At 74.2% G+C, this 13,131-nt stretch carries 10 protein-coding genes; 7 read left to right on the top strand and 3 right to left on the bottom strand.

Features of this window, described 5'->3' with window-relative positions; translation table 11 throughout:
* Positions 1 to 3 precede the first annotated feature (3 nt).
* Positions 4 to 786: an ArsR/SmtB family transcription factor gene (locus ACWGN5_RS16420; protein WP_453515433.1), complete on the bottom strand. Its 783-nt coding sequence runs from the start codon at positions 784 to 786 to the stop codon at positions 4 to 6.
* A gap of 65 nt (positions 787 to 851) precedes the next feature.
* Here ACWGN5_RS16420 and ACWGN5_RS16415 point away from each other — a divergent pair, with 65 nt between their 5' ends.
* Positions 852 to 2,303, top strand: a complete 1,452-nt coding sequence (locus tag ACWGN5_RS16415) for an MFS transporter (RefSeq protein ID WP_453515431.1) — start codon at positions 852 to 854, stop codon at positions 2,301 to 2,303.
* Positions 2,304 to 2,371: 68 nt separating this feature from the next.
* Here the strand turns inward: ACWGN5_RS16415 and ACWGN5_RS16410 are convergent, their stop codons facing one another.
* Positions 2,372 to 4,039, bottom strand: coding sequence for a M4 family metallopeptidase (locus ACWGN5_RS16410; RefSeq protein WP_453515429.1), 1,668 nt, complete (start codon positions 4,037 to 4,039; stop codon positions 2,372 to 2,374).
* A 460-nt stretch (positions 4,040 to 4,499) separates the two neighbouring features.
* On the opposite strand from ACWGN5_RS16410, the gene ACWGN5_RS16405 reads away from it, so the two are divergent.
* From ACWGN5_RS16405 to ACWGN5_RS16390, 4 genes are all read left to right on the top strand, one after another.
* On the top strand, positions 4,500 to 4,994 hold the full coding sequence (locus tag ACWGN5_RS16405; protein ID WP_369142772.1) for a DUF6643 family protein: 495 nt from the start codon (positions 4,500 to 4,502) through the stop codon (positions 4,992 to 4,994).
* A 53-nt stretch (positions 4,995 to 5,047) separates the two neighbouring features.
* Positions 5,048 to 5,872 (top strand): MOSC domain-containing protein, encoded by an 825-nt coding sequence (locus ACWGN5_RS16400; protein ID WP_453515427.1) that lies wholly within the window; start codon positions 5,048 to 5,050, stop codon positions 5,870 to 5,872.
* Between the two features lie 109 nt (positions 5,873 to 5,981).
* Positions 5,982 to 6,590 (top strand): Rv1733c family protein, encoded by a 609-nt coding sequence (locus ACWGN5_RS16395; protein WP_453515426.1) that lies wholly within the window; start codon positions 5,982 to 5,984, stop codon positions 6,588 to 6,590.
* A 205-nt stretch (positions 6,591 to 6,795) separates the two neighbouring features.
* Positions 6,796 to 9,201 (top strand): right-handed parallel beta-helix repeat-containing protein, encoded by a 2,406-nt coding sequence (locus ACWGN5_RS16390; protein ID WP_453515425.1) that lies wholly within the window; start codon positions 6,796 to 6,798, stop codon positions 9,199 to 9,201.
* Here the strand turns inward: ACWGN5_RS16390 and ACWGN5_RS16385 are convergent.
* On the bottom strand, positions 9,171 to 11,555 hold the full coding sequence (locus tag ACWGN5_RS16385) for a hypothetical protein (protein ID WP_453515424.1): 2,385 nt from the start codon (positions 11,553 to 11,555) through the stop codon (positions 9,171 to 9,173). The two genes, ACWGN5_RS16390 and ACWGN5_RS16385, sit on opposite strands and share 31 nt — an antisense overlap.
* A 134-nt stretch (positions 11,556 to 11,689) precedes the next feature.
* Here ACWGN5_RS16385 and ACWGN5_RS16380 point away from each other — a divergent pair, with 134 nt between their 5' ends.
* Together ACWGN5_RS16380 and ACWGN5_RS16375 are read left to right on the top strand one after the other, a co-directional pair.
* Positions 11,690 to 12,517: a DeoR/GlpR family DNA-binding transcription regulator gene (locus tag ACWGN5_RS16380; protein WP_453515421.1), complete on the top strand. Its 828-nt coding sequence runs from the start codon at positions 11,690 to 11,692 to the stop codon at positions 12,515 to 12,517.
* Positions 12,514 to 12,954: an SRPBCC family protein gene (locus ACWGN5_RS16375; RefSeq protein WP_453515420.1), complete on the top strand. Its 441-nt coding sequence runs from the start codon at positions 12,514 to 12,516 to the stop codon at positions 12,952 to 12,954. The genes ACWGN5_RS16380 and ACWGN5_RS16375 overlap by 4 nt, the downstream gene beginning before the upstream one ends.
* The last annotated feature ends 177 nt before the right edge of the window (positions 12,955 to 13,131 follow it).

Here is a 13,131-nt window from a genome sequence, read left to right as displayed (position 1 = left end):
GGGTCAGTCCACCGGCCGCAGGCCGAAGGTGCCGGCCAGGCCCTCGGTGCCGGCCTCGGTCACGTGGACGACCCGGGGGCTGGAGCCGTACCGCAGCCAGCGCAGTTCGAAGAGCCGCGCGGTGAGCGCCGCGCCCACCGCGCCCGCGAGGTGGTGCCGCTGCTCGCTCCAGTCGACGCAGTAGCGGACGAGGGGGCGGCGGGCCGGCAGCCGGTCCAGGGCGACGCCGAACCGGGCCAGCGATTCCCGGCCCGTGCCGGTCAGGCGGTAGTCGACGTCGTGTCCGTATCCGGACGCGCCGTCGCGCACCGACTCCTCGGGGCGGTGGCTGCCGTCGTGTCCGGCGAGCAGGCCGCCCTTCACCAGGGAGTCGAGGAGGTCCACGCCGAGCCGGCCGGCGAGATGGTCGTAGCAGGTACGGGAGCGGCGCAGGGCGCCGGCGGTGCTGCTCGCGCGCAGCGAGGTGACCGGGAGGGGCGGCGCGATGACGGCCAGCGCCTCCAGGGCGAGGCTGACGTCGGGGTGGGCCAGGCGGTAGTAGCGGCACCGGCCCGAGCTCTCCATGGTGACAAGGCGCGCCTCGACGAGCTTGCCCAGATGGGCGCTCGCGGTCGCGGCGCTCACCCCCGCCTCGGCGGCGAGCAGGCCGGCGGCCAGGGCGCGGCCGTCGCCGAGCGCCTTCAGCATCCGGGCGCGGGAGGGATCGGCGATCAGCTGCGCGGCCCGGGCGATGTCGGGCTGGTGGTGTACCTGGTCCGGGCGCCTGCCGGTCGTCGTCCTTGCCATGCGCCGAGCTTAGGCCGGGGACACTTCGACGGGCAGCGAAGTGTTGCGCCGTGAGACTGGCTCGCATGACGTCCACCGACCCCTCGCTCTCCCCCGCCGCGACCTCCGGCCCACCGTCGGGCCGTCCTTCCCTGTCGCTGCCGCCGCTCGTCGCGTTGAGCCTCGGATACTTCCTCGTCATGCTCGACGTCACGGTCGTGAACGTGGCCGTGCCCGCCGTGCGGCGTTCGCTCGACGCCGGCCCGTCGGACCTGCAGTGGATCGTCGACGGTTACAGCGCCTTCTTCGCGGGACTGCTGCTGGTCGGCGGTGGACTCGGTGACCGCTTCGGGCACAGGGCGGTGTTCCTCACCGGGCTCGGCATCTTCGCGGCGGCGTCGGCGGGTTGCGCCCTCGCCCCCTCGGCGGCGGTCCTGATCGCGGCCCGGCTGGTCCAGGGCGCGGGGGCCGCGCTGCTGGTTCCCGCGTCCCTCGCCCTGCTGCGGGCGGCCTACCCCGACCGGGACCGGCGTGCCCGTGCGGTCGGCCTCTGGGGGCTGGTCTCGGCGGTCGCCTTCGGTGCCGGGCCCGCGGTCGGCGGGCTGCTGGTCGCTGGCTTCGGCTGGCGTGCGGTGTTCTGGGTGAACCTTCCCGTGGCCGCGGCGGCGGTGCTGCTGACCCTGCGCCACGTCCCCGCCCCGGGTCCGCGGGCCCGGCCGGGCCGGTCGGATCCGGCCGGTCTGCTGCTCGGCGTGCTCGGGCTGCTCGGCGTGGCCGGTGCGCTCAACGAGGCGGGGTCCGCGGGCTGGTCCTCCCCCGAGGTGCTGCTGCCGTGCGCGGGCGGCGTGGTGTGCCTGGCCGCCTTCGTCGCCGTCGAACTGCGCCTGGAGAAGCGGGCGGCGGTACGGCCGGAGGGCAGGCGACCGCTGCTGCCACCGTCGCTCTTCCGCGAGGCCGCGCTCACGGCGACGAACCTCATCGGTCTGCTGCTGAGCTTCGGCTACTACGGGCTGCTGTTCGTCGTCACCCTGTACTTCCAGGAGGAGCGTCAACTCGGCGCGCTGGGCACCGGGTTCGCCCTGCTGCCTTCGGTCTGCATGGGTTTCCTCGCGGCGCCGCTGTCGAGCCGTCTGACCGCCCGGAGCGGTCCGTACGTGCCGATGGCCGGGGCGCTGCTCCTCGGGAGCGCCGGTTTCCTGGGCTGGCTGGCGGCCGGCCCCGACACCCCCTACCCGGTGCTGCTGTTCGCGCTCATGGCGACGGGTCTCGCGACTCCGGTCACGGTGGTGGCGGCCACCGTGACCGTCATGGAGGCGAGCCCCGCGGACAAGGCCGGTACGGCGTCGGCGGTGTTCCACGTGTCGCGCCAGGTGGGCAGCGCGATGGGCGTGGCGCTCTTCGGCACGCTCACCGGCGCGACGGGCGGCCCGGTCGGCGGGCTGCACGTGTCGGCGGTCGTCGCGGCGGTGGCCTTCCTACTGGCGTCGGCGCTCGCGGTGCTCGCCGGGCGCCACACCGGCGTCGCCCGTGCCCGGTGAGCACGCGGGGGCGGTGCCCGGCACCGCGGACACCGCCCCGTGCGTACCCTCGTTCACTGCCGTACGGGTCAGGCCTTGACGTTCACCGCCGCCCAGGCGGCGTCCACGGCCCGCACCTCGGCGCTGCCCGCGCCGTAGAGGTCGATGGCCGCCTTCAGGGTGCCCTCGCGGGCGCCGTGGTAGTCGGTGGTCGAGGTGAAGTACGCGGTCAGCGCCTTGTACCAGACCTGTACCGCCTTGTCGCGGCCGATGCCGGTGACCGTGGAGCCGTCGACGGTCGGGCTGTCGTAGTGCACGCCGTTGATGTCCTTCGCGCCACTGCCCTCGGACAGCAGGTAGAAGAAGTGGTTGGCGACGCCCGAGGAGTAGTGCACGTTGAGGCTGCCGACGCCGGCGCTCCAGTAGTCGGCCGAACCGCGGCCGTCCTTGCTGGGCTGGTCCTGGTAGCGCAGCGGCTTGCCGTTGCCGAAGATGTCGATCTTCTCGCCGAGCAGGTAGTCGCCCGGGTCCTGGGCGTTGTTCGCGTTCCACTCGACGGCGGTGCCGAAGATGTCCGAGGTGGCCTCGTTGAGGCCGCCGGACTCGCCGGAGTACTGCAGGTTCGCGGTGGCGGAGGTGACGCCGTGGCTGAACTCGTGGCCGGCGACGTCGAGCTGGGTCAGCGGGTGCTGGTTGTTCGCGCCGTCCCCGTACGTGATGGCGAAGGACCGGTCGTCCCAGAAGGCGTTCTGGTAGGCGTTGCCGTAGTGGACACGGGAGACCGGGGCGCGGCCGTCGTTCTTGATGCCGTTGCGGTGCAGGACGTCCTTGTAGAAGTCCCAGGTCTTGGCGGCGCCGTAGGCGGCGTCCACGGCGGCCGTCTGGTTGTGGCCGGGGGTGCCGTCGCCCCATGCGTTGTCGGCGTCGGTGAAGAGGACGCCCTTGCCGCCCGTGCGGTGCTGGAGGTCGACGGTGCTGGATCCGCCGCGCTCGCTGTCGACGAGGTCGAAGCCCTTCGACGACGTGGTGGTGTTGAGGCCGACGGTGCCGCTGTACTGGCTGACGCCGGTGCCGGTCGCGCCGGCCTGGGGGCTGCCCGGCCTGGCGGCCGCGGAGCCGCCCTGGGCGGTGATGCCGCCGGCTATGTCGTCGATCAGCTGCTGCTCGTACAGCTTCCTGCCGGTGTCGGCGTCGGTGACGACGCGCAGCAGGCTCGGGGTGACGCCGTCGTCCTGGGTGCCGCTGACGAGGGTCTCGTAGGCGAGGACGGCCTTGCCGTCGGCGGCCCAGATCACCTTGCGGGGAGCGTCGCCGGCCGCGGCGCCCGTGGTCCGCGCGGCCTTGGCGGCCTTGACCGCCGCGGACTTGGCGGTGGTCGGGGTCTGCTTCGGGGTGAGCGAGGCGACCTGGATGGCCGCCTTGACGGCCTTGGTGACGTCCTTGACGGCGCCGTCGGCGGCGCGGTGGACGACGAGGTCGCCGCCGAGGACGGGCAGACCGGCGTAGGTGCGCTCGTAGCGGGTGTGGACAGTGCCGTCGGCGTCCTCGACGACGTCCTTGACGACCAGCTTCTCCTTCACGCCGAGGCCGAGCGCGGAGGCGGTGGCCGCGACGGAGGTGGCGTCGGTGTGCTCCGGTGCGGCGCCCGCCGAAGCGGTGGTGGCCCCGGCGGCGATCAGGGTGCCGGTGAGGACGGCGGCGCCGGACGTGAGGGCGAGACGGCGTGCTCGGCCGCCGAGGGGGGAGAGCGAGGACATGTGGTTTCTCCGGAGAGTCATGGGGAGTTGGACGGGATCGCCGCCCACCCGTTCAAGGAGGACTGCCTTGATGGGCACGGACGCTCTCAGCCCGTCGCGCACATGTCACGTGACACAAAAGCGGGTTCGCCCCCTGATGCCTGATTTGCCGCCCGCGGTTTCACAAGAAGGACAAGGTCTCGATACGCGCCGACATGACGACCACAGGAATCCGCAACACACCGGAGCGCAGTTACGGTCGGTAATAGCTCGATAATCCTGAGTTTCAGACGCTCAAGATCGAAAGTCCGCCACCTGCGTCGGCGTTGACAGATGTCCCTCGACCGGAGGAAAAAGCCCCCTCCGTTAACGCAGTCTTTAACAATGTTTTGGCAGGTCAGGGCGTGAAAAACAGCGTAAAACGGATGACCCGAAGATGGGGGCTCCCCAACCAGCACATCGTGGGCTTAACTTATGTGCCATGACCTCCCCCCGCTCCACCTATGGAGGCGGTTTCCACACCGCGCCGTCCTTCCCGGACACCCCGATCTACGACTCCCTGGTCGCGGAGCGGGGCACGCCTCAGATCGCCCCGATCCGAGTGCCCGCCGCCTACGACACGGGCAGCAGCTTCCCCGCGAGCGGCTCCTACCTGCCGGCGCTCCCCGCGGCACTGCCCGCCCTCCCGGCGGCGCCCAGCCCGCAGCCCGCCCCCGCCTACGGCGGCGGGTACGGCTACCCGCAGCCCGCACCGCAGATGGCCCCCGTCCCGCTGCAGGCCGCCCCGGCCCCGTACATCCCGCAGCAGCCGGTGGCGCCGCGCGGCTACCCGGGCGGCCAGTACCCGCAGCAGCCCCGCCCGGCCGCCGCCGGCTACGAGGCGATGCGCCCGGCTGCCCCGCGGCCCGCGCCGGTCCCCGCCCCCGCGCCGTACGACGACCCGTACAACCGCCCCTACCAGGGCGGGGGTTACTGACCGGCCTCGCACCCAGCCTCCGCCGGGGCCGGTACGGCTGGCAGGATGAAGCCATGCAGACTCCTGTGCTCCGCTCCGTCCACATCCACCCGGTGAAGGCCATGCGCGCGCTGACCCGCACGGAGGCCGAGGTGCAGCCCTGGGGGCTCGCCGCGGACCGCCGGTGGACCGTCGTCGACGCCACGAACGAGGTCGTGACCCAACGCCGTCACCCCCGGATGGCGTTGGCCACGGCGGAACCGCTGCCGGGCGGCGGGATCTCCCTGTCCGCCCCGGGCCGGCCGACGCTGGAGGTCGAGGTCCCGCACCCCTCGACCACCATCACGGTCGAGATCTTCGGCGACCACGTGGAGGCGGTCCCGGCCGGCGACGCCGCCGCCGCCTGGTTCTCCGCGTACCTGGAGAGCGACGTACGGCTCGTGCACATGGACGCGCCCGAGCACCGGCGGCCGGTCGACCCCGACTACGCGCTGCCCGGCGAGACGGTGAGCTTCGCGGACGGCTATCCGCTGCTCGTCACCACCGTCTCCTCGCTCGACGCCCTCAACTCCCTGATCGCCCAGGGCGACCACGCCGACGAGGGCCCCCTTCCGATGAACCGGTTCCGGCCGAACCTGGTCATCGAGGGCACCGCGCCCTGGGCGGAGGACGGCTGGACGCGGCTCGCCGTCGGAGAGGTCACCTTCCGGGTCCCGCGGCCCTGCGGGCGCTGCGTCGTCACCACGACCGACCAGCTCACCGGCGAGCGCGGCAAGGAGCCCCTGCGGACCCTCGGCCGGCACCGCAAGAACGACGGCCGCCTCATCTTCGGCCAGAACCTCGTCCCCGAGCACACCGGAACCGTCCGGGTCGGCGACGCCGTGAAGATCCTGGACTGAGGACGGCGGCGCCGGGGGGTTCGCCTCACCTTTCCCCGTCCGACAGGCGGGGAACCAGGCACCGGGGCACACTCGTTGGAAGAGCGGTGAACAACGAGGGGGTCCACACGTGCGTGCAGCCACCGGACTCTGGCGCTGGCGGCACAATCCCCTGCGCCGGACCACTGATCTCGTCGAGGCGTGGGTCGCCTTCGCGGCGGCCGTGCTGCTCTGTCTCGCGGTGCCGCTGACCGGCTGGGCGGCCGGCACCTCCGCCTACGGCTCGCTGTCGCGCGCGGTCCGCACGCAGCAGGAGCAGCGGCTGCCGACGACGGCCCGGGTGGTGCGGCTCGCCGACGGACCCGTCAGCGGCCCCCGGTCCGTCGAGACCGCCGGGGAGGAGCGGCTGCGGCGCTCCGTCGTGGCCCGCTGGACGGCGCCGGACGGCTCGATCCGTACGGGGACGGTGTCGACGGCCCGGCAGCACTCCGCGCCCGGCGCCGCCTTCCGGCTCTGGACGGACCCGGACGGACACCCCGTGCAGCCGCCGATGCAGACCGGGACGGCGCGTGCGCACGCGATCATCGCCGGCCTGACGGCCGCGCTCCTCAGCGGTCTCCTGGTGGAGCTCGTCCGCCGCCTCGCGGTCCGCAGACTGGAGCTGGGGCGGTACGCCCGCCTCGACCGCGCGTGGGCGGCGGCGGGCCCCGACTGGGGCCGTACGGGCACGGGAAGCTGAGCCCCGCACCGACCCCCGCCCGGGTTCGGGTTCGATCACTCGGCGACCGAACCCGACCGCCCCGGACCGGCGGTGACACGTGCCCGAGGGCCGTCGGGCGTCTGTGGGGGCACGGGTCGGCGACCCGTCAACCCGGCGGCGCCGCGCGCGCTACGGTGGGGCATCGGATCAGCGGCGAGGCATGAGGCGGGGGCAGGACACACCCATGGCACAGGGCACGGTCCAGGTGACGCACACCGGCACATCGCGGTGGCGGCGCCGCACGGGTGAGTACCCCTCTCTCGCCGCCGCCCTGGAGGCCGCCGGAGACGGGGACGTGCTCACCGTCGCGCCCGGCACCTACCGGGAGAACCTCGTGGTCCGGCGGGCCGTCACCCTGCGCGGCCCCGAGGGCGGGATCGGCTCGGTGCGGATCGCGCCCCCGGACGGGGTGCCGCTGACCCTCCGCGCCTCCGTCACCGTGCAGGACCTGCACATCGAGGGGCAGGACGTCGCCGCGCCCGCGCTGCTCGTCGAGGACGGCACGCCCGAACTGCTCGACCTGCGGATCATGACCCGCTCCGCCGCCGGGATCGAGGTACGGGGCGCCGCCCGGCCCACGGTCCGCCGCTGCACGGTCGACAATCCCGCCGGGGTCGGCATCGCCGTGCTCGACGGCGCGGGCGGCGTGTTCGAGGAGTGCGAGGTGGTCTCCGCCGGGCAGGCGGGCGTCTCGGTGCGCGGCGGGGCCCATCCGCGGCTCGAGCGCTGCCGGGTGCACCACGCCTCCGGCGCCGGGATCGCCGTGACCGGCGAGGGCAGCGGCCTGGAGGGCGTCGGCTGCGAGGTGTACGAGATCAAGGGCGCCGGTCTGCAGATCGCCGCCCGCGCCGCCGCGCACCTCACCGACTCCTCGGTGCACCGCACCTCGGCCGACGGCATCACCCTCGACACGGACGCGGTGCTCACGCTCTCCGACTGCGACATCCACGACGTCCCGGAGAACGCGGTCGACCTGCGCTCGCGCTCGGTCCTCACCCTGACCCGGTCCACCGTCCGCCGCTTCGGGCGCAACGGCCTCTCGGTGTGGGACCCGGGGACGCGGGTGGACGCCAACCAGTGCGAGATCCACGACAGTACGGGCGACTACCCGGCCGTGTGGGTCAGCGACGGGGCGACCGCCGTCCTCGACGCCTGCCGGGTGCACGACGTGCCGGACGCGCTGTTCGTCCTCGACCGGGGCTCGCGCGTCGACGTCGTCGACAGCGATCTGACGCAGGTGCGGAACACGGCGGTGTCGGTGAGCGACGGGGCCACGGCCCAGCTCGACGACTGCCGGATCCGGGAGGCCTCCACCGGCGCCTGGTTCCGCGACCACGGCAGCGGCGGCACCCTCGGCGGCTGCACGATCGACTCCGTGCAGACCGGGGTCATCGTCACCAAGGGCGCCGACCCCACGATCGACCGGTGCACGGTCACCTCGCCCGCCGAGGCAGGCTTCTACGTGTCGGCGGAGGGCCGCGGCTCCTTCCACGGCTGCCGGGTGACCGGCAGCGGCGGATACGGCTTCCACGTCACGGACGGCTGCCGCACGACCCTGCGCAAGTGCCGTACCGAGCGGTGCGCGCGCGGCGGTTACGAGTTCCCGGAGGAGGGCGCGAGCGCGGAGGACTGCACCAGCGACGAGAGCGCCGTCCGCTCCTCCGTACCCGACGGCGGTACGGTCCTGACGGCCACGCAGTCGGCGGGCCTGCTCGGTACGGTGCCCGCGCCGCGCGTCCCGGCGGCCCCGGCCGCCGCGCCCGAGCCCGCGCCGGAGACCCGCTCCTCGCAGGACGTGCTCGGCGAACTGGACGCCCTGGTGGGCCTGGAGAGCGTCAAACTGGAGGTGCGGACCCTCACCAACATGATCGAGGTGGGGCGCAGGCGCCAGGAGGCCGGACTCAAGGCGGCCTCGGTCCGCCGCCACCTCGTCTTCACCGGGAACCCGGGCACGGGCAAGACGACGGTCGCCCGGCTGTACGGCGAGATCCTCGCCTCGCTGGGCGTCCTGGAGCGCGGGCACCTAGTGGAGGTCTCCCGCGTGGACCTGGTCGGCGAGCACATCGGCTCGACCGCGATCCGTACGCAGGAGGCCTTCGACCGGGCGCGCGGCGGGGTCCTCTTCGTCGACGAGGCGTACGCGCTGTCGCCGGAGGACTCCGGGCGGGACTTCGGCCGCGAGGCGATCGACACCCTGGTGAAACTGATGGAGGACCACCGGGACGCGGTGGTGGTCATCGTCGCCGGGTACACGGCGGAGATGGAGCGCTTCCTCACCGTCAACCCGGGCGTGGCCTCCCGTTTCTCACGGATCATCACCTTCGGCGACTACGAGCCCGAGGAGCTGCTTCGGATCGTCGGCCAGCAGGCGGACGAGCACGAGTACCGGCTCTCCCCGGGGACGGACGAGGCTCTGCTCACGTACTTCGAGAAGCTCCCCAAGGGCCCGGCGTTCGGCAACGGCCGGACGGCGCGGCAGACCTTCGAGTCGATGGTGGAGCGGCACGCGGGCCGGGTCGCCGCGCTCACCGAGGCGAGCACGGACGACCTGACCCTGCTCTACCCGGAGGACCTGCCCGAACTGCCCTGATCGGCGGCCTCGTTCGCCACGCGCTGGTGCGGCAGGGCGGGCGGGAGCCGGTCGAGGAGTTCCGAGCGGTGGCGGGCGAACGCCGGGTCGGCCTGGTAGTCGGAGTGGCCCAGGATCGGTTCGGGCAGCGGATGCGCGCGGGTGCGGCCGTACGCGACGGGGTCGAGCAGCACCTCACTGTCGACGGCCGGCCGGCCGTCCTCGGCGGGCACCCGGACCGGGCCGCCGATGGGGTCGGTGGCGCGGTGGAGGTTGCTCCAGCAGTGCACCGTACGGTTCAGGGCGCGCAGCGCCTCGGGGCCGAAGTAGGCGGGGAACCAGCGGCCGTAGAGCCGCTCCAGGGGTGAGCCGTAGGTGAGCAGGGCGACCCGGCGGCGGGTGACGGGCTGCAGCTGCCAGACGGCGGCCGCGGCGAGGACGCTGCCCTGGGAGTGCCCGGAGATGACGAGCCGGCCGCCCGTGCCGCCGGTCCAGGAGCTCATCCGCCAGGTCAGGTCGGGGACCGCGCGCTCGGCATAGCAGGGCGGGGCGAACGGGTGGGCGGCGCGGGGCCAGAAGGTGCCGACGTCCCAGAGGATGCCGATGGTCCGGCGGGCCGAGGCGTCCCGGTAGGCGCGGCGGCCCCAGGTGACGAAGAGCAGGAAACCGAGGCCGATCATCCAGGAGCCGAGGGCCTGGGTGGCGGAGGCGAGCGAGGCGATCGCGGGGTGGGCCCCGTCGAAGGCCCTGCCCGGGACGTTGCCGCTGGCCCAGGCGCCGGCCACGGAAGCGGCCCCGAGGAGCAGGGTCGCGCCGGAGACGACGCCGACGAGGACGGGCGCGGAGTCGGTGAGCGAGGCGCGGGCCCGGCCGGCCGCGATCTGTCCCGTACGGACCGGGTCGCGTTCGTCGGCGGCGTCGTAGTCGGCCTCGACGGCGGAGCGCAGGCGCCGGGCGTCGAGGAGCGTCCGTACGACGAGCAGCGCGGCGGGGACGAGGAGCAGCAGGAGCAGGACGGGGATGACGGAGGCCTGCCAGCTGAGGAGCACGGGCGGGCCGATGCGCACGTCGCCGTGGCCGGCCGGGCCGTCGAGCCAGTCGGCGACGCGCTGGGCCACTCCCCCGGACATCACCCCGGCGAGCGCGCAGGCGAGCATCGCGACGGCGGGCCCGCCGAGTCCGCGCAGGGCGGTCCGGGGGTCCCTGCGGAGCCGCTGGAGGAGCAGGGCGACGACGCCGAGGGCGACGACGAGACCGCCCTGGACGAGGGTGAGGGCGCCGAAGACGGCGTTGCCGGGGAGGGTGCCGGAGGAGGGGCGGAGGGGGCGGGACCAGCCGGCGTGCACGGCGGCGAGCACGAGGAGGACGAGGGCGGCGGCGGGAAGCCAGGAGACGAGGGCCCGTTCGACCCGCAGGTCGAGGCGGCGCTCGCTGCGGCCGCGCCGGCAGACGACCCAGACCACGACCACGGCGAGGACGGCGACGGCCGCCCGGAGCACCCAGCCGAGGACGGTGCGGAGGGCGGGGGCGTCGGCGTCCTCGCGGGCGGTGGCCGTGACGAGGGCGGCGGCGACCGTGAGGAAACCGGCGGCGGTGTGGGCGGCCCGGAGCCGGGCGACGAGCCGGCGGCCGTACCAGAAGCCGGGGCGGCCGAGCGCGGGGCGGAGCTCGACCGGACCGGCCGGGTCGGCGGCGTCCGCGGCCTCCGTGTCGGCCGGGGCCTCGGGGCCGGGGACGTCGTACCCGGTGGGCGGGCGCTGCGCCTCGTACGCGCTCCACGTCCGGTTGGAGAGGTACCAGAGCAGACCGACGAGCGCCGTCGGCACGAGCGCGGCGAGGGCGAGACGGCGACCGGGCAGCGACCACCAGCCGCCGCGGCCCTCGGAGAGGAAACCCAGCCAGGAGTACGCGTCGGTGCAGGCCGGCGTGGCGGCGCACTGCCAGGCCGTCAGATCGAGCGCGACCTCGCAGGCGGCGGCGGTGAGGAGGACGGTCAGGGTGAGGGCGACCAGCCGGACCAGGACCCCGTAGAGCCGCACCAGGCCCGGCCTGCCCTCGGCGGGCGGCCGCATCCAGTGCGCCAGGTTGGCCACCATGAAGGGCAGGAGCAGCAGCCACAGCGCGCGGGCGCCGTCGCCGGAGGTCAGATTGGACCAGCAGTACGCCTCCGGGACGGGACGCGCCGCGTACCGCTCGGGATGGTCCTCGGCGTCGAGGTCCTCGCCCCGCCGGAACACGGCGGCGGTCCGGTCGCCGGTCACCCGGACGGTCCGCGGGTCGTCGAGCATCGACTCGGGGGTGGCTCCGCCGACTCCGTGGACGAGGAGTTCGAGCGCCGCGCCCCCGCTCTCCGGGGCGGGTGTGGCAGGGGACACTGAGGGGACCTCCTGTCGGAGTGGGAAGATGCCACGTCGGCAACAGGATCGCGGAAGGCCGTGCGACCGCGCACGGACTCTCACCGAATCCGACACTCATCCCCTTGTCTCCTGCGGAAGGACCGGCCCCGGCGGTGACTGACAACCAGAACCTCCTCGCGGAGCAGCGGCGTGCCCTGATCCTCGACGAGGTACGGCGGCGTGGCGGCGTACGGGTCAACGAACTCACCCGGCGTCTGAACGTCTCGGACATGACGATCCGCCGCGACCTGGACGCGCTGGCCCGGCAGGGCATGGTCGCGAAGGTGCACGGCGGGGCCGTTCCGGTGGTCGAGGCGAGCACCCACGAGCCGGGCTTCGAGGCCAAGTCGGTGCTCGAACCGAGCGCCAAGGACGAGATCGCCCGCACGGCGGCCGCCCTCGTCGCACCGGGCACGGCCATCGCCCTCTCGGGCGGGACGACGACCTACGCACTCGCCCGCCACCTCCTGGACGTACCGGACCTGACGGTCGTCACCAACTCGGTGCGGGTCGCCGACGTCTTCCACGAGGCGCAGCAGACCGGCGGCGGGGGCGAGGCGCGTCGCGGGGCGGCGACCGTCGTCCTGACCGGCGGGGTGCGCACGCCCTCCGACGCGCTCGTCGGCCCCGTGGCGGACCGGGCGATCCGCTCGCTCCACTTCGACCTGCTGTTCCTCGGCGTGCACGGCATCTCCGTGGAGGCGGGCCTGTCGACGCCGAACCTGGCGGAGGCCGAGACGAACAGCTGCCTGATGCGCTCGGCGCGGCGGGTCGTCGTGGTCGCGGACCACACCAAGTGGGGGACGGTGGGCCTGAGTTCCTTCGCCTCCCTCGACGAGGTCGACACCTGGGTGACGGACCGGGGCCTGCCGGAGGGCGTACGGGCGGAGGTGGCGGAACACCTGCCGGGTCTGGTGCTGCCGGGCGAGGAGCCCGCGTGACCCTCTTCCGGATCGAGCGGACGGTGCCGCTGCCTCCGGAGGAGGTGTGGCGCCGGCTCACGGACTGGCCGGCGCACGGGCGCCAGGTGCCGCTGACCCGGACGATCGTCCTGACGCCGGGGCCGAACGCGACGGGCACGCGCTTCACCGCCCGCACGGGCCTCGGCCGCCTCGCCTTCGACGACCCGATGGAGGTCGTCCAGTGGTCGCCCCCGACGGGCGACCGGCCCGGCGTCTGCCGGCTGGAGAAGTCGGGCCGGGTGGTACGGGGGTGGGCGCGGGTGGAGGTGACGGGGACGCCGGCGGGCGGCACCCGGGTCCTGTGGACGGAGGACCTCTCGGTACGGGGCGTACCGGCGACCCTGGACGCCCTCCTGGCCCCGGCGTACCGCCTGGTCTTCACCCGAGCCCTGACGGGCCTACTCCGAGCCCGGTAACCCCCGTTGTGGGCATGCGTTCCGCTGGGGCGGAACGGGTGGGCACAACGGAACGGCGCCCTTGCCGGCGCCAGAGGCTCCCGAGCCTGGACCCGCACCGGATGCGCGCCGCGCACAGGGGTGCGGGTCAGGGCGCGGAACGCGGAGGCGCCGCGAGAGGGCGCCGTCCCGTGTGCC

The organism is Streptomyces sp. NPDC055815 (genome assembly GCF_053616475.1).
This window is presented reverse-complemented; position numbering and strand designations above follow the sequence as displayed.